Source organism: Massilia atriviolacea (assembly GCF_003953935.1).
GTDB lineage: Bacteria > Pseudomonadota > Gammaproteobacteria > Burkholderiales > Burkholderiaceae_D > Telluria_A > Telluria_A atriviolacea.
Genome location: NZ_RXLQ01000001.1, coordinates 379493 through 397382 on the forward strand (window position 1 = coordinate 379493; position 17890 = coordinate 397382).

Below are 17890 nucleotides of genomic sequence, written 5' to 3' on the forward strand. Positions count from 1 at the left end.
TCAGAATTTGGCGGTGGCGCCGATGGTGACCGTGCGGCCCCAGGTTTCGAATCCGGCCAGCGCGTCGCTGCGGCGGTTCAGGTTCGCCTTGTAGACCGCGTCGCCCAGGTTTTTCCCTTCGATGAACACATTCAGGCTCTTGTTGATGCTGTACGAAAGCGAGGCCGAAATCCAGGTGATCGGGTCGGCGATCTTGGCCATGCCGCCGTAGGACTCGCGTACTTCCACCGTGCGCCCGGTGTAGTCGAGTGCGATCTGCGCATTGATCCTGTCGTCCTCGTACAGCAGCGCTGCCGCCGACGAGGTGCGCGCCACGCCTTCCAGCGGTCCCACATCGACCCCGCCCACCTGCGACCTGGTCCTGGTGTAGCTGTATTTATAGTTCACGCCGAAGCCGTTCGAGAACAGGTGCTGCACGCCCAGTTCCAGCCCGCGCACCCTGGCGCCATCGCCATTGATCGGGTGGATCACGGTGTAGAGCTGTCCCGGTACGCCGATGTCCACATTCTCGTCGCGCGCATAGGTGACGAAGTTCTTGATGTTCTTCCAGTAGAGCGCCCCGGTCAGCATCGACTTGGGGTTGTAATACCACTCCAGCGACAGGTCGCCCTGGCGCGCTTCGACCGGTTTCAGGTGGGCGTCGCCCTGGACGCTGACTTCCCAGATGCGGTTGACCGAGCCGTCGGTGGTCAGGGGCGCCAGCTGGTCGAGCGAAGGACGCGCCATGGTCCTGGCCAGCGCAAAGCGCGCCAGCAGGTTTTTCTGCGCCCAGTAACCGAGGTTCAGGGACGGCAGCAGCTTGCTGTATTTGCCGTCGACGATGTCGGGCGTCGGCAGGCTGTAGGTAATGGTCGGGCTGGAGGTCGGGTCGTTCGGGGTCAGGTCGTCGACCTTGAGCACGCGCCGCACCGCGCTTTCCGATGCGGTTCTGGTGCGCACCCAGCGCAGCCCGACGCTGCCGAACCAGTCGTCGCCGGCCAGTTCCGCCGAGACGTACGAGGCCAGCGTCTTTTCTGTCACGTCGTACGACGCCGTGGGGTTGAACGCGGGCGTCATCAGCGCGGCGTTGTAGAAGGTGCCGGTCGGCTGGCCCAGGGCGTCGACGATCTCCTTGCCATCGAGCGCCTTCATCGCATTGAAGTAGGCCGGCAGGTCGAAGGTGCCCAGGGTGCCCGGAAAACTCCCGCCGCCATGGCGCATGAAGTCGCGCGGCGTGATCGAGCCGATCACGTTCGCACCCAGCGACGCGAAGGTATGCTGGTAATTGCAGTACTGGCAGGCGTAATCGAGATTGTCGAAGGTGCTGCGCGTCTTGGCGCGCCTGGTGTTGCTGGCGCCGAAGCGCAGGCTGTTCAACACGCCTTTGTCGAGTTGCAGCCTGCCCGCCAGCGAAGCGCCATCGACGGTGTCCTTGATCCTGGTGCCATCGAGCTGCGCCCAGTGCAGCGCGTAGTCCTTGTCGCCCAGGGTCGGCGCGGCCGCCGCCAGGTCGCGCCCGTCGGCGAGCGTGACGCGCATGTGGGGCAGGCCGTCCCTGATGCTGTAGTAACCGGTATGGTCGCCCGGGATCCCGGCCACCGCCCAGCTGTTCTTGCCGCCCGAATCGCGCTTGGCAGTCGAACGGTACACGTCGCCCGTCAGTTTCAGTGCTTCGTTGACCTTCCATTCGCCGTTCCATCCGATCTGGCCGCTGTTGACGACGCGGTTGTCGGTGCGATTGATGATTTCCGGCGTCAGGTGCTTGACCGTCATGCCGGTGACCAGGTTGTCCTTGATGGCCACATCGCTGTAGCGGCCTTCCGCGTGGTCCACGAAATACGACTGGTTGTAGCCGGTGGAAGGCGCGTCCAGCTTCGTGGCCAGCACGTCGAATGCCATGCGAATGTTCGTGCTCGGCTTCCATTCGATGGCGCCCGACAGCGCGCCGCGCTTCTTTTCCTGGTCCAGCGTGCCGACCGAAAAGCAGCAGGGCGCCAGCAGGTCGCGGCCATCGGGCGAATCGATCTGCTTGCCGTTCTTGTCCAGGCTTGCGTGCAAGGTGGTGTAGGCGAATTCGTTGAGCGTGTCCGAGCGCGTCTTGCTCTTGCCGAGCACGAGGCCGAGCTGTACGCCGAGGCGATTGTCGTCGTAGGTATTCTTCACCACGCCCGAGATTTTGCCGCCATGGTTGCGCGACAGGTCGTTGTAGTCGCTCTCCACGCGCCAGTTGGACCGAAAGCCGGGCGTGTCGAGCGGGCGTGCCGAGCGCAGGTTGATCGCCCCGCCGATGCTGCCTTCGATCTGGGTGGCGTCCGCCGACTTCATCACGTCCGCACCGGAGATGGTCTCCGACGGCAGCACGTCGAAAGCGAATTCGCGGCCGTCGCCATCGGTGGCCAGGGTACGGTTGTTCAGGGTGACGATGCTGTAGGCCGGCCCCAGGCCGCGCACATTGACGTACTGGCCTTCGCCGCCATGGGTGCGCGACACGGTGATGCCGCTGATATGCGACAGCGAATCGGCCACGTTATCGTCCGGGAAGCGGCCCAGGTCTTCGGCGGTGATGGTATCCATGACGATGGCGGCGTCGCGCTTGCGTTCGCGCGATTTGGCCAGGCTGGCGCGGGTTCCGCTGACGGTCACCGTGGCCGCGGCCGGAACCGCGGGATCGGCCAGGGGCGCCGCCACCGGCGCCGCCGCTTCCTGCGCGCTGGCGCTGCCATACAGCGCCAGTTCGATCGCCACGACCATGAGCGTGCGCGTAAACCTGTTTCCATTTCTGATAATCATCGGCCTGACCTTTTGCGGTGGAGAGAAGATGAAGTCATACTAAAGTAATCAATTCGAAAGAACAAGAAACTTTCGAAAACTTTCGCAATGTCGTTTTCGTCCAACGCGAAAGCAAAAGCAAGACGGTTTCATGCGAGATGGGTAGCGGCGGGCGTGACCTGCGCACAGCCGGCAGCGGCGCGGGTCGGACAAGCGGGGAGGGAAAAGCGGGTAAAAAACTGCGCAGGGTGTGGCGCTAGGCCAGCACGACCTCGACGCCTTTTTCGATCAGGGTATCGACCACTTGCTGGTCGGCGCCACGGTCGGTGATGAGCATGTGGATATCGTCGACGCGCGCGATCACCGACAAGGTGCGGCGCAGCAGCTTGGACGAATCGGCCACCGCCACCACATGGCGCGCCACCTTCATCATTTTCGCATTGAGCTGCGCTTCGAGCAGGTAGGGCGTCATCAGGCCGATCTCTGGGTCGAGGCAGTCGACGCCGAGGAACAGGCGGTCCGCCTGCAGGTGCTCCAGCGCGGCTTCGGCCTGTGGCCCGGACAGCGAATACGAGCGCGAACGCAGCTGCCCGCCCAGCATGATCAGGTTCACATGCTGCACATTGGCCAACAGGACCGCGATATTGAGCGCGTTGGTGATCACGTTGATGGACGTGAGCTTCATGCCGCGAATGAGCTTGGCGATTTCGGCCGTGGTGGTGCCCGAATCGAGGATGATGGTATCGCCGTCGGCGATCAGGCGCGCGGCGGCGGCGGCGATGCGCTTCTTCTCGGCGTGATGCTGGTTTTCCTTGACGCTGATGGGCAGGTCGTCGCCATCGCGCTGCACCAGCGCGCCGCCGTGGGTGCGTACCAGCGCGCCGACGTCTTCCAGCGCTTTCAGGTCGCTGCGGATGGTCACGACCGAAATGCCGAAGCGGGCCGACAGTTCTTCGACCGTGACCTGTTCCTGCGCTTCGACCAGTTCCACGATCTGGCGCCGTCGTTCGGCCAGGAGGCGGCCCTTGTCGGGGCCCGGGTTTCGTTCCGGCGCTGCGCCGTTCGGATTTTCCATTTCTTGTTTCGCTTTGTTTCGAGTTGGCACCGGGCCATTATAAAACGGAATGCAGCCAAGTGGCGCGGCCCGGCCTGGGTATAGCACGCCTCGAAGACATCCGAATCAGGCAAAACAACCTCAATTCAAAAATGAATATCTTTTTATAACGCTCCGCGCGGCGTTGGCAACGGTTTCAGGCTTCTCACCGTGGCGTACGTCGGCCCATGCGAGCCGAACAACACCGGGACGCCGGCCAGCGCCTCCAGCTGCGCCACGAATGCCGCCGCATCGGGCACTGGCTCGTTCGCGTAGTGTGGCGTGACCCGCGCGAGCAGTCGGCCCAGCCGCTCCTGATGCGCCAGGTCGTGCGCCGCACCAGGCAGGATGGCGTCGATCCGTCCCGACACCGGATCGCGCGTGCACAAGCCGTCATCCGCACCATTCGAACCGCTCCCACAATCCGCACCATTCGAACCACTCCCACAATCCGCACCATTCGCACCATTCGCATCGTCCGCCTCGTACCCGGTGCACCAGTGCAGGCCCGGCGCGCGGTCGAATACATCCAGATGACTCACCAGCAGGCCGTCGAGCGGCCCCGCCACCTGAAGCGCATAGCGCAGCAGTAGCGCATCGGGATGCCCGCGCCGGAAGCGCCCTTGCCAGCCGTCCGACGCATTGTGCGGCTCGGGCAGCCGATCGAGGCGCGCATCGTGCGTCGGCAGCGGCCCGTTGCCATGCCGGGTCATGTACGAACGCAGGATGCCAAGGTGTTCGATGCGCGCATGCTGGCCCGCGTCGGCCGCCACCGCCTGCACCGACGCCGGATGGATGCTGCTCCACGTCGTATGCGGATGAAAACCGCGCCATTCGTCCAGCAGCACGCCCTGCGCGCCTTCGAACAGCACGCAGCCGGGCAGGTGCAGCCGCTCGGACACCTGTGCGCGCGGGGCCGGCGGCACCTGCTGGGTCAGCTGCGCCACCTGGTCGAGCCAGCGCGCGGCGATGCCCGGGTCGTCCAGCACCGCCAGTTCCGCCGCATAGGCACGCTGGTTGGCCGGTTCCTCGCAATGCTCGCTGAAACCGGCGCGCAGTGTGCGCCGCATCAGCTCCAGTTTGGCCAGCGCCACCGCCGGCTGCACCAGATCGGCGTAATGCACGATCTGTGCGGGATAATCGATGCCGTGGCCCACCGTTTCGCCCACGCCGACGCCGCAGCTGCCGTGCGCCTGCGCACCGCGCCGCAGTTCGCGCATGCGGCCCGCAGCCTGGTGATACGGTGTGGTGACGCGGCAGCGGCCGTCGATGACGATCCTCCGCAGGGCGTCATCTACGCCGGCGCGGCGCAAGTAAGCGTCTTCCACCAGCAGCGCGGTCGGATGCACGACCACCGGAGAGGCGAGCAAGGTGACCGTACCCGGCACAAAGCTGCCCGCGCCGAACTGCGCGAAGGTATGATGCCGTCCGTCCGGCAGCACCACATTGTGGCCCGCCTGGGCGCCGCCATTGAAGCGCACCACCGTGTGCGCGCCCCATTGCCGGCACAGGAAATCGGTGAACAGGCCCTTGCCGCAATCGCCGAAGCCAAGCCCCAGCAGGGACACCAGACGTGTCGAAGACATGGCTATCCTTATGCGAACATGCGTTTCCACCACGCCGACGGCGTCGCCGGCGTACCCGCCGCCGGCACATGCACGCGTGCGGCGGCATCCGGATCGAGCAGGTCGGCGTACGGGCGCAGGGCGCGCACGATGGCCGAGACGCGCTGCGGCGCAATGCCGTTGGCGCCCAGCGTGGTCACCAGCGCATCCATGTCCGGAATGGCGCGCTCGGTCAGGCCGACGATGGCGGCGGCCACCGCGCAGGCGTCGCCCGGCTCCTCCATGCAGATCACATGGTCGCCCAGCAGGTCGCGCCAGCGTTTTTCGCAGCGGGCGCGCCGGCCCAGGTCGGGAATCAGGAAGAACACATGGTACGTTTCGGCCGCCGCCGCAATCGCCTCGGCGATCGGCACGTCCGCATCGAGCTTGTCGCCCACCAGGCTGCCGATCTGGTGGCGCGAGACCGCCGGGTAGGGCAGCTCGTCGCCGGTGATGAACAGATAGCCCTTTTTGCGGCGCTTGACCCAGCAGTCGATGTCGGTGTGCTGCGCCACCATATAGAAGGCCAGCTCGTAGCTCTCTTCGCCGCTGCCGCCACCGCCGCCTTCGAGGTAGCTCCAGGTCAGCCACTGGTCCATCAGTTCGGCGGTCGACTCGAACTGGCCGACCTGCAGCGGGGCGCGGTCGGACGTGGCGTCGCCGATGGCCATGAACAGCAGTTGCGGATCGGCGACGCCGACCGCGCCGAGCAGCGCCATGAAAGTCGGCAGCTCTTTGGTGGCCAGGCTTTGCGGAATGTCGCCCATCGAGCCGGTGACGTCGAGCGCGAACACGATGCCCAGCGAGTTGGGATGGTCCTCGCTGTCGCGCGATTCGCGGATTTTCAGGCCTTTGGGGTTCATCAGCGGGTGGCATCCGCGCTGGGTGAACACCTCGGTGCGGGATGCCGACGCGCGGTCGGCGACCAGTGCTGCGTGCGCAGCGTGGGAATAGTTACCTTGACCCATGATAGTTCCTTTATTGGTTACGGAGTGGGACTGAAATCGATAAATCTGGCCGGGCCGAACGCGTCTTTCGCCGCGCCGCCGACCGCCTGGCGCATGCCTTCCGCGCCGAGTGACGCGCACCATGCGGCGTCCATGCTGGCCCGCTCCAGCAACCGCGCCAGCGGGGCCGGAATGGCGTTTGACAAGGCCGGCTCGCCCGGGGAGTCGGACAGCATCGCGCGCATGGCCCAGGCCAGCTGCACCAGGTCGCGCGCCTGGGCGCCGCGATCGTGCCTGCGGGTTGCGCCGGACCAGCCGATAATCAGCACGCCATGGTCGGCCGGGTGCACCAGCAGGTGCTCGGGCGCCAGCCGGCCATGGCTCCAGCCGCCGGCGTGTACGTACGCCAGCACTTCGAGCACGCGGCGCCACATCCACACTGCATGGCGCGGGTCGATGGCGCGCCCATAGGACAGCCGCACGTCGGCCAGGCTGCCCCAGAATCCGGTGGGGTGGCGCAGCACCAGCACCTCGCGCCGCTGGCCATCCGCGCCGGCGCCCGCGCCCACGGCGACCGCCTGCGGCAGGCGCTGGGTATAGTAAGCGGCGCCCGGCCCGTCGTCGGCCTGCAACTGGTCGAGGATGGCTTTTTCGCGTGCCAGATGGCCGGCGGGCGCACCGGGGTGGGCGAGCTTGAGCACCACGCGTCCCGGCATGGCGCCGCTCCGGTCGGCCAGCGACACGGTTGCGCAGCCGCCGGCGCCCAGGTGGGCGATGGTTTTGTAGCGCTGGCCGCCGCAGGCAATGTCCGCCTCCGCGTCGCCTGCGCGCGAGCGCAGGTAGGCGGCACGAAAATCGGCGGCGCGCACCAGGTCTTCGCTGTGCGTCACGTCCGCCCCGCAGTAGGTGCAGCTGACGATGCGCCACAGCGCCTGCCGGGGCAGCGGGCTGCCGCATTGGGGGCAAAGGAGGGTGAGCGGCGTCATGTCGGAATCAAGCCAGGATGCGTTTTTTCTCGGCGTCGAATTCGGCGTCGGTCAGGATGTTCCGTTCGCGCAGCGCGGCCAGCTCGCGCAGCAGGGCGATGCGCTCGCCGTGGGCGGCCGGCGCGATGGCCTGGGCCATCTGGCCCACGCTGGCCCCCAGCGCACCGCCCATGGCCAGGCCCATGCCGGCGCCGAGCACCGTTGCGGCGCTGCCCTGGTTGGCGGCAGCTGTCTGCAGCACGTCGAAACGGCGCTCCTGCTGGTAGTCGAAGCCGACGATATTCATTTCAGCGCGCCGCGCCAGCGCCGCCTTGAGTGTCTGGACGGCCGGATCGGCCTCCGGTACGTTGACCGATTCGATACTGAAGTGTGTCAGCGCCACACCGTACTGCGCGGTTTCATCGGCCAGCGAATCCTTCAAGGCGCCTGACAGCGCATCGAGCCGGGTCGAGATCTCCAGCACCGATACGCCGCTCCCACCGATCGCAGCGGCGATCGCAGTCTTGATGCGGGTCGTGTTCACGGCGCGGAAATAGTCGGCCAGCGTGGCCGCATCCATGCCGCGCGCGGTGCCGACCAGCGACATCAGGAACAGCTTCGGATCGTCGATCCGGATGCCGTACTGGCCGAAGGCGCGCACCGGCACCATGATCCCGAACTTCGGGTCCTGCAGCTGGATCGGATCGGGCGTCCCCCAGCGCACATCGAGCGTGGTGGCCAGGTTGACGAACCAGACTTCGGCCGAAAACGGCGACTGGCCGCCGAAGGGCAAGCCCACCAGCTTGCGCAGCAAAGGCATGTTGCTGGTCGAAAGCGTGTGGCGGCCGGCCCCGAACGGGCCTTCGTACACGCCGTCGCGCACCATAAAGGCGAGCTGCGACTCGTTGACAATCAGCTGCGTGCCCGTGGACAGCTCCTGCGAAGGGTACTTCCATGCGAGCTGGCTCGGGCTGCCGTCCCACTTTACCCTGTCGATAATGGCCATGATCGTGTTCTCCTTGGTTGAATGCTCACAGGCCGCGCTTGAGCAGCCCTAAGCGGTCGCGAAATTCCGGCCGCAAGCGGTACAACTGCGCCGGGCGGCTCGGGCTCGACGCATCCATCTGTCCTTCGGCCGCCTCCAGCACATCGAGTTCGGCCATCTTGCGGCGAAAGCTGACCTTGTTCAGCGGCTCGCCCATCAGTGCCTCGTACACGCGCTGCAGCTGCGGGAGCGTGAACAGCTCCCCGACCAGGAAGCACGGCAGCGACGAATACTGGGTCTTGCCGCGCAGGCGCTGCACGGCCGCCGCCACGATGGCCGCGTGGTCGAACGGCAGCGTGTGCAGGCGATCGACGCCGACCAGCTTCACGCCGGGATGGCCGGCCGCCGCGATGACCGCGTGCGGCACCAGCGCGTAATAGGCCAGCGACACCGACCAGCCGCGCGGATCGCGCGCCGCGCCGGTAAACGCGGCCAGCTGTTCGAGGTAGGGCACGTCGATGCCGGTCTTGGTCTTGAGGACGCGCAGGGCGGCGCCGTAGCCGTCCAGGTCCTTGTCGGTGTGGATGTAGCCGCCGGGGAGGGCGGCCACGCCCTTGTACGGTTCGCGTTCGCGCTTGAGCAGGGCGACCGACAGGCCGTCGTCGCCCAGGGTCAGCAGGACCGTGTCGACCGTGCAGATGACGTCATTCACGCGGGGCTCCTGTGGAAGGTTGGATTGAGTTGACATGCTTGCATTGTACTTAGTTTCAAAATGAAACAGCAAGCGAAATTCGATTGAAGGGCTAAATTCGTCATGATTCGACGATTAGATTCAAACTGAATCTTATTAGTCTGAAGGGCAATCCGCGAGGGCTGGCGTGGCCGGCAGGGGCGATTCAGGATCGATGGCGGCGCGCTGCCGTTCGTCGCCGGGGGGGGCACTACGACGCCATCGGCACGCCCGGCGCCGCAAGGATCGGCCGTAACGCGCTACAATGCGCACCTCCGCGCACATCGCGGCTTTTCTTCAACTACCAGACAATCAGCCAGCCGTATGCACTCCGACATGACAAGCAACTCAGGTGACTATCCTCTTCTCGCGCGCCAGGTGAGCAGCATCCTCGAAGGCGAGCGCGATCTGACCGCAAACGCCTCGCAATTTTCCGCCCTGGTGTATTCCACCATCCCCGACCTGAACTGGGCAGGCTTCTACCTGCTCCGTCCGGGCAAAAAGGGCGACGCGCAGGAACTGCTGGTCGGCCCCTTCCAGGGCAAGGTCGCGTGCGCGCGCATTCCCCTGGGCCGGGGCGTGTGCGGCACTTCCGCACAGGAGCGCCGCACCATCGTGGTCGCCGACGTGCACGCGTTCGACGGCCACATCGCCTGCGACAGCGCCTCGAACGCCGAAATCGTCATCCCCCTGATCAAGGACGGCCAGCTGTACGGCGTGTTCGACATCGACAGCCCGCTGCTGGACCGCTTCAGCGAAGAAGACCGGGTCGGCCTCGAAGCGATGGTCAAGGCCTTCCTCGACGCGACCGACATGCACTGACTCAGAAGCGTGGCAGGCGCTCCAGCGTAATCACATTCGGATGGTGGTAGACCTTCTGTTTGTGCGCATTGGTGTTGTAGTACTCGCCGGTCCAGAAGTTGTTCGGACTACTGACGCCGGCGGGACCGTCGCCATCGCTCCAGGTCATGAACCATAGCCACCACGCCTTGTCGAGCGCGATCTTGTCCGGGTCGGGAATGTAGCTGTTCTCGCTCAGGGCGACCGGTTTGCGCTTGACCGGCGTGTTCAGCGCCTGCTGATAGGTGGCCAGTTGCGCCCCATAGCTCTTGTTGTCGTTGCCGTCGTAAATATCGTGACTGACGATGTCCACCACATCGTCGCCCGGATACCAGGCCGGGTCCTGGCCGTTCCACACCCAGATCAGGTTATGCAGGCCATGCCGGTTCACCAGGCGGTCGTACATATGGCGCCACAGGAGGATGTTGGCATACGCCTGCGGCGCGCCGTCGGTACGGGTGCGGCCCCACCAGAACCAGCCGTCGCCCTTGTAGCCCGAAGCTTCGTGCAAGGGCCGCCACAGCACCGTCACCCCCGCGTCCGAGAGCCGCTTGAGCTCCACCGCGATCAGGTCGATGCCATCGTTGATGTGCTGGTAGGCCGGGCTGTTCCTGTCCAGCGCACCATTGGCCATCGGGATCATGAAATTCGTATTTTTGCTGGCGTCGCTCTCGCGCGCATAGAAGTTGGCACTGTTGACCTGCGCTGTCTTGAGCAGCGCCGGGTCGCGCCAGTGCCAGGCGAACGTCACCAGCCCGCCCTTGCCGGCGAAGGCGATCGCTTCCTCGGTCTGGTGCCGGCCTTCGACCCAGTTTGCGGTCAGGCCGTAGTTCATGAAGTCGTAGCCCATCAGCGCGGGCGTCTTGCCGGTATCGTCGCGCACCCGCGCTTCCATGTCGATCGCATCCCTCCAGGTCAGGTCGGCCTGGCCGGCGATGACCTGCTTGCCCCAGACGCTGCGCAGATAGCTGAACACCGCGCGCGTTTTGCCGTTGGCGCTGGCGTCGACCGGGGCGCTGCGGCTGGCCGTCGGCGGCGCGCTGGTGCAAAAGCTGCGCGACACGCAGTAGTTACCGTTTTCGACGTTCCAGCCTCGGTTATCCGTGCCGCAGATGGGCCAGGTTTTCTGGTTGACGGAGCAGGTGCCGGGATCGGCCGCCTGGGTGTGTGCGGGCAGCGCCAGGGCGGCCGTCAGGGCGAGCAGGCGGATGGCCGCCGTGCGTTGGTGGGTCATGGTGTCTCTCCAGCGGTGAGGGAGCGCCCAAGGTAATCGGCTGCGCGCCGCTTTTCAATGAGGACTTGTATTGACAGCCTTCTTTAGCGGGCGGCGCGCAACTGGCGAGGTGTTTAGTGCGCCACGTAGTGCGTCACGTAGTGCGCCACATTGTGCGTCACGTAGTGCGTCACGTAGTGCGTCAAGTAGTGCGCCGCGTAGTGCGTCATGTAGCGAAGAGTAACAACTGGTGGAAAAGCTTGATGCTGGGAACGACCGCGTGGCATACTGGCGGCAGTCTGAAGTTGCGAGATTCTCAATACTTGCCAGCAGGTCGAGTGAGCATTCTCATGACGGCGCATGTGTGCTGCCATGCTTTGCGCTGAGGACGAAACCCACAATTCACCGCGATCGACCTATGTAGTCTTCCCATATCACGCGGAGCCTTCCGCAACCCGCTCACCGTTTCAATGTCGTGACGATCAGGTGCCGGCAGCCGGCAGGCTTCGAGACATCTGGCTGTTCCTGTTCGTCCGCCATCCGCATCGCCCCTGGTACCGCATGTCCAGTCGTGCGCCATTCGACAGGCGGCGCTGCGCATTCGTCCTCCGTCAAGGGTACTGTCGTATGAATGGACCCAAAAGCATGTTTTCCAGAAAACTACCCGGCGCGCCTTATGCGGCTGGCATCGAAGCAGGCCCGGCGCCCACGCGGGGCGATCCGGCGCCGCACCTGCCCGCCGGCGCCTCCAGGCTGCTGGCAGTGGCCTGCCTGCTCGCGCTGCTGGCGATGTCGGCGGCCGAGCTCCATCGATGGTTTCGCGCCCCCGCGAAGTCGACAGCGGTCGCCGCGATCGCGGCGGCGGCCGGGGGCGTCACGCTGACGACGCTTTCCTCCACCCTTATTCCCATGCCTGCGGGCGTGCCATCGGCCCATGCGAGCGCATTGGCGTCATTGCCCGGCGAGCGCATGATGGCGTTCTGGTGGGCGGGAAGCCGGGAGAGCGGACCCGACGTGAAAGTCTACGCCGCCCGCTGGAGCGCGGGTATCTGGGGCCCGCCGCGCGAAATCGCCAGCCGCGATTCCCTCGCTGCCGCGCTGGGCTTCGGCGTGCGGCGCATCGGCAACCCGGTGGCCTGGACCGCCCGCGACGGCAAGATCAATCTGTACGTGGTAGTGACCGGGCTCGGTGGCTGGGCCGCATCGCGCGTCGTCCACCTGGTCTCGTCCGATGCCGGCGAGCGCTTCGACGTCAGGCGCGTGCTCCCGATGTCGCCGATGTTCAACACGAGCGTCCTGGTCCGGACGTCGCCGGTCGCGCACCCGGACGGCGGATGGTGGTTGCCCGCCTACTTTGAGCTCGGCATCAAGTACCCGATCTTCATGGCCTTCGACGACGCCGGGAATCCGCGTTCGCTCACGCGCATCGGTACCAGGACCACCTCGCTGCAACCGGCCCTGGTGCCGGTGTCGGCGTTCGAGGCGCATGCCTGGATGCGCGATTCCGGGCCGGAACGCCGCGTGCAGCAGGCATTCAGCCGCGACGGCGGCGCCAGCTGGGAGGACTTGCCCGCGCTCGATATTGCCAATCATTCCAGTTCGCTGGCTGCGCAGCAGTTGAGCAAAGGCGGTTTCCTGCTCCTGCACAACCACGTGGGCGCGGGGGGCTCGGATCGCAACGTACTTCGTCTTTCCATCTCAAAAGACGCGCGCGCATGGGAGCATCTTTTCGACGTGGCGAGCGGTGGGCCGGGCGAAGAGTTTTCGTATCCGACCCTGCAGCAGCTCGGTAACGAACTGCATGTCACCTACACATCGCGCCGCACCGCCATCGCGCACCACGTATACCAGATCAGCTACGGCAGGGGATCATAATGAGCTTGCCGGAACTGGCCTGGCAGATCGTGTACGGGCGGGCGGCGTGGGCGATCGTGCTCGCCGCCTTGATCGTGGCGCTGTGGCCGCGCGCATGGCAGCTCGCGCGCGCCAGGCTGGCCGCCATCGCCGCATGCGCCGCCTTGCCGCAGATGCTGCCGGGCGAAGCATCGCCGGCGTTCTGGCTGGGCCTGGTCTTTCAATGGCCAAGCGCCTTGCTTGTGAGACTCAGTGCGCTCAAGTTACACTGCGCCTGGCAAGGCCGGCCCGCGACCAAGGTCATGCCCGCTCCGCTGGCGGCGCTGGTTGCGCTGGCGGGCGTGGCACTTTACCTCGACGCCATCGGCCTGCTGTCGCAGGGATTCTTCTATGCGGGCTTCGGTCCGCGCGGCGCACCGCTGCTGGCGCTGCTGCTCGCGGTACTCTGTTCGGCGGCGATCGTCCGCGGCCATGCACGGCCGCAAGCGGCGGCCGTGCTCGCGGCATTGCTGCTGTTTGCCGTTCTGCGCCTTCCGACGGGCAATCTTTGGGACACGCTGCTCGACCCCTTTTTATGGGCTTGGGCATTGTTATCGCTTGCGGCCCGTTTCCGCCATCGCTCGACGCGTGCCGCCTCGACGACTGCCGATGCCGCGCAAGCCAGTCCGGTCGTTTTTTAATCTTAAGTGGAGTTAGGTCTGTGACAAAACGCAATTGGTATATTCATCCGGCGTACTTCGCTGCTATCGGCATCAACGCCGGCGTCCTCGTGTATGCGTGCGCCCTGTCCGGCACCGATCCGGCCCCGCTCTGGGGCCTGCTCGCCGAGGACCGCCTGGTCGAATGGATGCAGTTTCTCTGCTTCACCGTTATCTCGGTGATGCTTGGCCTGGTGGCGGTGGAGCGCGCGCGCCATGTTTCGCCGTTGAGCCTGGAAGTGCTGGGCATTGCGGGCCTGAGCTTGCTGGTGGGACTGGCCGCCCTGGAAGAAATCAGCTGGTTCCAGCGTGTGCTTGGCGTGGAAAGTTCCGAATTCTTCCGCCAGAATAACCGTCAGGCCGAAACCAATCTGCACAATCTGGCGCTGGGCAGCGGCAGCCTGCATAAAACCGTCATCCTGAAGCTGATCCTTATCACCGGACTCGCGCACAACCTGGTGCTGCCGCTGCTGGCGCGCTCGCGTCCGGCGATCAAGCGCTACGTCGAGTCGGTCGGCCTCTACCTGCCGCCGCTGCCGGTGTCGATTATCTATCTGGTGCTGGTCATCCTGTCGCATGTTCTGATCGATCATCCGCGCAAGGGAGAATTGGGCGAGATGTTCGGTGCGGTGCACTACCTCGCCACGGTATTTGCGGCCTACATGGTCGGCATCGGATACGACCGGCCGAAAATGTTCGATAGCGAGTCCGATTGCCGCCGCCTGGTCGTGATATTCCAGGTCGTCATGGTCTTCATCCTCTTCCTTTCCTGGCTGCTGGCTGCGGGCACCGTACCGAACATGGCGGCGTAAGCGCAGGGGCGTCCGGCCTGGCCGGATGCCCCTGGCGCCTTTGCGTCACATCGGCGTCACATCGGCGTCACCCCCGGCGTCATGTCGGCGACGCACTGGCGGCACAAGCCCGGCGCCTCAAGCGCAGCGCCCACATAGTCGCGGCAGCGGCCGCACCGGTGCGGACGGACGGCCGGCTTGCCGACCCTGACCGGCACCCCGTCACCGACCGGACCGGCCTCCCACATGTCGAGCGCGCGCGCATGCTCGCCCTGCAGCACAAAGCAACCGGGGAAGAGGGCGCGCAGGCGCTCCTCCCCGTGCGGGTCTTGCGGATTTTGCGGATTTTGCGCGTCTTGCGGGACCTCCGGGTCTTGTCCCGCACCGAACACCAGGCACACCGGCGTTCCTTTCTCGACCAGCGCGCGGGTGCGTTCGACCAGGGGCTGCAACGCGCGGCGCCAGGCCAGCATCGACTCGGCCCGGCGCAGCGCGGCATCCGGCTCCGAGACCGCCTCCCGTGCGGGCAGCGCATGCAGGAACAGCGACGCACGCGGATGGCCGGGCCACGCCAGGTAAGCCTCCTCGCAGGCGAACGGCATCACCGTCGCCAGCATCTGCGCGCAGAGCAGAAACGATTCGCGCAGCGCCCATTGCACGCTCGCCAGTTCGGCGCTGCCGTCGTTTGCGCAGTACAGGGTGCGTTTCGACAGCTCGAACCACTCCGCACTGGCCCACTGGCGGAACTGTGCCAGGCAGCCCAGCGCCTGGTAAAAGCGCCCGCCGTCCATGCACGCATGCCATTCGGCGCGCGCCGCCTGCAGTTTGCGCAGCGCCAGGCGGTCGAGATCGCGCAGCGTGGATGGGCGGGCGGTGTGGGCCGCGTCTTCCATGTTCGCCAGATGAAAGCGCAGGAAGCTGCGCCAGTCCTTGGCGTCCTGGGTCGCCTGCCTGAGCGAGGTGGCGGACCACTTCATCTCGTCGCCCACGTCCTGGCTGCATGCCCACAGGCGGAACACGTCGGCGCCGGACCGGGCGAACAGCGCCGCGCTGTCCGGCGCATTGCCCTTTTCCTTGGAAAACTTCATCCCTTCTTCATCGACCACGAAGCGATGGGTCATCACTTTTTTGAACGGGGGCAGGGGACTCTTGAAGGCATGCAGCAGGAACGACGATAAGAACCAGCCGCGCGTCTGGTCCTGGCCTTCGACCACCATGTCGGCCTGGCCGCCGCCATCTTCGGCCGCGCTGTGCCACGCGGCGCCGGCGTCAAACCAGACGTCGACGCTCTGCGCGCTCTTCACGTAGCCGGCCGGCGTCTCGCACGCCTGCCAGGCTTCCACGCCCTCGGTGCGCACCCGATCGAGCAGCGCGCGCCACAGGGCGGCGGTATCGGGATGCAGTTCGCCGCTGGTCTGGTGCCGGAAGAACGGCAGCGGCACGCCCCACAAACGGTCGCGCGACAGGGTCCAGAAGCGGCGCGTCGACATCATCAGCGTCAGCGGCGCGCGCGCTTTGTCGTCCGGCAGGAACACGGTGGCGTCCAGCGCGGCCAGCGCGCGCTGCGCCAGGCCCTCGGGACAGCCATCGAAGCCCTTGTGCAAATCGAGCGCCCATTGGCCGCTGGCGCGGTAGAACACGGCCTTCTTGTGGCGCCAGCACATAGTCGTCTCGACGCTCCTGCGCGCCATGCGCACCAGCAGGCCGGCGTCGGCCAGCATCGCGCACGATACCTGCGACGCCACCTCCAGCGTGGCGCCCTGCAGCGCGGCCGGCATCGGCACCGGCCCCACGTCCACCAGGCGGCCATCCTTGCCCACATGGCAGTCGAGGCGCACGCCATCGGATTCGTGCAGCGCAAAGTCGTCCGGCCCGAAGGCCGGCGCCAGGTGGACGAAGCCGGAACCCTCGCTCTCGCTGGCAAACGCCGCCGCCAGCAAGGGCGCCTCCAGGGCGGTGAGGGGACTGGCGGCGGCCAGCGACAAGGCACGCAGTTCGGCGAAGTCCAGCGCGCCGTCGAATCCCTGGCCGGCATGGCTGAACATCGATGGATCGTCGCGCAGCAGGCGATCGCGCGCCTGCACGGCGAGCACGACCCGCACGCCGCCGGCCAGCGTGGCCACGGTCAGCGCGCCGGTCCGCGGATGGCCGAAACCGGCGTTGGCCCACAAGGTCCATGGCGTCGTGGTCCACGACAGCAGATGCAGCGGCCCCTCCGGCCAGGCCGCCCCGTTCCGGCGCGCGCGCCGCGCCATCGCTTCGCAGGAGGCAGGCGTCAACGGCACGCTGAAGAAGGTTTCCATGCGCTCCTTGACGGTGCGTTCCAGTTCGCTCGCGGCCAGCGCGCTGCGGCAGGCGGGACACCAGTGCACGGGCGAGTGCCGTTCCACCAGCAGGCCGGCCTGCCACAACTCCAGCAGCAGCGACAGCGACGCCGCCTCGCGCGCCGGGTCCATGGTCAGCCATGGCCGGTCCATGTCGGCCATCAGGCCCAGGCGCGACATCGCGCCCGCCTGCAGATCCTTCCAGTGCGCCGCTTCGTCGCGGCATTGGCGCATGAAGCGCAGCGGGTCTTGCTTCGCTTGCGGGCCGTGGCGCTTTTCCACCGCCAGTTCGAGCGGCAGGCCGTGGCAATCCCAGCCCGCGCGCCAGGTCACGGCGTGCCCGCACGCGCTGGCGTAGCGGGCATGTACGTCCTTGAGGGTTTTGTTGAGCAGGTGGCCGAAGTGGGCGTTGCCGTTGGCGTAAGGCGGACCGTCGAGCAGCCAGTAGCGCGGCCGGCCCTGGCGTTCGGCGCCGACCTGCCGGCGCTGGCCTGTTGCGCGCCAGTCGGCCAGCAGGCGCTCTTCCATGGCGGGATTGGGGGTGTTCCAGAAGGCCGGCTGCTTCAGGCGCAGGGCGTATTTGGGGGCGGCGGGCGCGCCGGCGGCGTGGTCGTGCGATGGGGAAAACGAGGTAGACATGGTGTGCTCCGATAAAGTCGGGAGCAAAGCTGGGTGAGACTTGCGCGGAACGCTTCGCGAATTACCGCCAAGTGCTCGCTTGAAGTTTATCCGACGACTGGCACACGAAAGCGAGCGACGCATGCAGCCGCTCGGATAATTCGTGCAACACCTGCGCCCGTGCGCAAGCCGGCTTCGGCGTTCGTAGCCGGGCGGGTGCGCGAGAGGAGGGCGAAGGGCGTGTTCATGGCTTGAATATATTGCAGTTGCACATTTTTTGCAAGGGCATGCCGGCATGCGGTCGGAGCGAGTCGCATTCCCTTTCGATGGATGGAAGCGGCACCTGGCCTTCCATTCGCAGGGCAACCCGACCTATCCGGGCGCGCCGCGTTCCTTCACGCTCAGCGCGAAGTACCGCTTCTGATCGGCCAGCACCGCTTCCGATCGACCCACGGCGCCGCGCCATCCGAACGCGGCGTT

At 66.2% G+C, this 17890-nt stretch carries 14 protein-coding genes; 5 read left to right on the forward strand and 9 right to left on the reverse strand.

Annotated features, from left to right (window positions below; translation table 11 throughout):
* From EJB06_RS01615 to EJB06_RS01645, 7 genes are all read right to left on the reverse strand, one after another.
* A complete protein-coding gene (locus tag EJB06_RS01615) occupies positions 1-2769 on the reverse strand; it encodes a TonB-dependent receptor (RefSeq protein ID WP_126072246.1) in 2769 nt (922 codons plus the stop codon).
* A gap of 235 nt (positions 2770-3004) precedes the next feature.
* Positions 3005-3823, reverse strand: a complete 819-nt coding sequence (locus EJB06_RS01620) for a DeoR/GlpR family DNA-binding transcription regulator (RefSeq protein ID WP_126072247.1) — start codon at positions 3821-3823, stop codon at positions 3005-3007.
* 143 nt (positions 3824-3966) lie between these two features.
* The gene (locus EJB06_RS01625) at positions 3967-5427 is read right to left on the reverse strand and encodes an adenylosuccinate synthetase (RefSeq protein ID WP_126072248.1); all 1461 of its coding nucleotides are present in this window, start codon (positions 5425-5427) and stop codon (positions 3967-3969) included.
* Positions 5428-5435: 8 nt separating this feature from the next.
* Positions 5436-6413, reverse strand: coding sequence for a VWA domain-containing protein (locus tag EJB06_RS01630; protein WP_126072249.1), 978 nt, complete (start codon positions 6411-6413; stop codon positions 5436-5438).
* Between the two features lie 17 nt (positions 6414-6430).
* Entirely contained in the window at positions 6431-7378 is a 948-nt protein-coding gene (locus EJB06_RS01635) for a lipopolysaccharide kinase InaA family protein (protein ID WP_126072250.1), read from the reverse strand.
* A gap of 7 nt (positions 7379-7385) precedes the next feature.
* The gene (locus EJB06_RS01640; RefSeq protein ID WP_126072251.1) at positions 7386-8363 is read right to left on the reverse strand and encodes an SPFH domain-containing protein; all 978 of its coding nucleotides are present in this window, start codon (positions 8361-8363) and stop codon (positions 7386-7388) included.
* 25 nt (positions 8364-8388) lie between these two features.
* On the reverse strand, positions 8389-9054 hold the full coding sequence (locus EJB06_RS01645; protein ID WP_126072252.1) for an NUDIX hydrolase: 666 nt from the start codon (positions 9052-9054) through the stop codon (positions 8389-8391).
* A gap of 354 nt (positions 9055-9408) precedes the next feature.
* On the opposite strand from EJB06_RS01645, the gene msrC reads away from it, so the two are divergent.
* On the forward strand, positions 9409-9894 hold the full coding sequence (gene msrC / locus EJB06_RS01650; RefSeq protein ID WP_229426880.1) for a free L-methionine (R)-S-oxide reductase MsrC: 486 nt from the start codon (positions 9409-9411) through the stop codon (positions 9892-9894).
* A 1-nt stretch (position 9895) separates the two neighbouring features.
* Here the strand turns inward: msrC and EJB06_RS01655 are convergent, their stop codons facing one another.
* Complete coding sequence (locus EJB06_RS01655; protein ID WP_126072254.1) at positions 9896-11146, reverse strand: glycosyl hydrolase; 1251 nt, start codon at positions 11144-11146, stop codon at positions 9896-9898.
* A 624-nt stretch (positions 11147-11770) separates the two neighbouring features.
* On the opposite strand from EJB06_RS01655, the gene EJB06_RS01660 reads away from it, so the two are divergent.
* Genes EJB06_RS01660 through EJB06_RS01670 form a run of 3 tightly spaced genes read left to right on the forward strand, consistent with a single transcriptional unit; the run spans position 11771 to position 14489 of the window.
* On the forward strand, positions 11771-13000 hold the full coding sequence (locus EJB06_RS01660; RefSeq protein ID WP_126072255.1) for an exo-alpha-sialidase: 1230 nt from the start codon (positions 11771-11773) through the stop codon (positions 12998-13000).
* The gene (locus EJB06_RS01665) at positions 13000-13659 is read left to right on the forward strand and encodes a hypothetical protein (protein ID WP_126072256.1); all 660 of its coding nucleotides are present in this window, start codon (positions 13000-13002) and stop codon (positions 13657-13659) included. The genes EJB06_RS01660 and EJB06_RS01665 overlap by 1 nt, the downstream gene beginning before the upstream one ends.
* Before the next feature lie 20 nt (positions 13660-13679).
* Positions 13680-14489, forward strand: coding sequence for a hypothetical protein (locus EJB06_RS01670; RefSeq protein ID WP_229426881.1), 810 nt, complete (start codon positions 13680-13682; stop codon positions 14487-14489).
* Between the two features lie 56 nt (positions 14490-14545).
* Here EJB06_RS01670 and EJB06_RS01675 read toward each other — a convergent pair whose 3' ends face one another.
* A complete protein-coding gene (locus EJB06_RS01675; protein WP_164557769.1) occupies positions 14546-17431 on the reverse strand; it encodes a class I tRNA ligase family protein in 2886 nt (961 codons plus the stop codon).
* Between the two features lie 274 nt (positions 17432-17705).
* Here EJB06_RS01675 and EJB06_RS32830 point away from each other — a divergent pair, with 274 nt between their 5' ends.
* Positions 17706-17834, forward strand: coding sequence for a hypothetical protein (locus EJB06_RS32830; protein ID WP_267876881.1), 129 nt, complete (start codon positions 17706-17708; stop codon positions 17832-17834).
* The last annotated feature ends 56 nt before the right edge of the window (positions 17835-17890 follow it).

What these genes read in the sequence shown, in the direction of transcription:
- EJB06_RS01615 (WP_126072246.1), bottom strand. Translation starts at nt 2,769, where the DNA reads ATGATTATCAGAAATGGAAACAGGTTTACGCGCACGCTCATGGTCGTG.
- EJB06_RS01620 (WP_126072247.1), bottom strand. Translation starts at nt 3,823, where the DNA reads ATGGAAAATCCGAACGGCGCAGCGCCGGAACGAAACCCGGGCCCCGAC.
- EJB06_RS01625 (WP_126072248.1), bottom strand. Translation starts at nt 5,427, where the DNA reads ATGTCTTCGACACGTCTGGTGTCCCTGCTGGGGCTTGGCTTCGGCGAT.
- EJB06_RS01630 (WP_126072249.1), bottom strand. Translation starts at nt 6,413, where the DNA reads ATGGGTCAAGGTAACTATTCCCACGCTGCGCACGCAGCACTGGTCGCC.
- EJB06_RS01635 (WP_126072250.1), bottom strand. Translation starts at nt 7,378, where the DNA reads ATGACGCCGCTCACCCTCCTTTGCCCCCAATGCGGCAGCCCGCTGCCC.
- EJB06_RS01640 (WP_126072251.1), bottom strand. Translation starts at nt 8,363, where the DNA reads ATGGCCATTATCGACAGGGTAAAGTGGGACGGCAGCCCGAGCCAGCTC.
- msrC (WP_229426880.1), top strand. Translation starts at nt 9,409, where the DNA reads ATGACAAGCAACTCAGGTGACTATCCTCTTCTCGCGCGCCAGGTGAGC.
- EJB06_RS01655 (WP_126072254.1), bottom strand. Translation starts at nt 11,146, where the DNA reads ATGACCCACCAACGCACGGCGGCCATCCGCCTGCTCGCCCTGACGGCC.
- EJB06_RS01660 (WP_126072255.1), top strand. Translation starts at nt 11,771, where the DNA reads ATGTTTTCCAGAAAACTACCCGGCGCGCCTTATGCGGCTGGCATCGAA.
- EJB06_RS01665 (WP_126072256.1), top strand. Translation starts at nt 13,000, where the DNA reads ATGAGCTTGCCGGAACTGGCCTGGCAGATCGTGTACGGGCGGGCGGCG.
- EJB06_RS01675 (WP_164557769.1), bottom strand. Translation starts at nt 17,431, where the DNA reads ATGTCTACCTCGTTTTCCCCATCGCACGACCACGCCGCCGGCGCGCCC.
- EJB06_RS32830 (WP_267876881.1), top strand. Translation starts at nt 17,706, where the DNA reads ATGCGGTCGGAGCGAGTCGCATTCCCTTTCGATGGATGGAAGCGGCAC.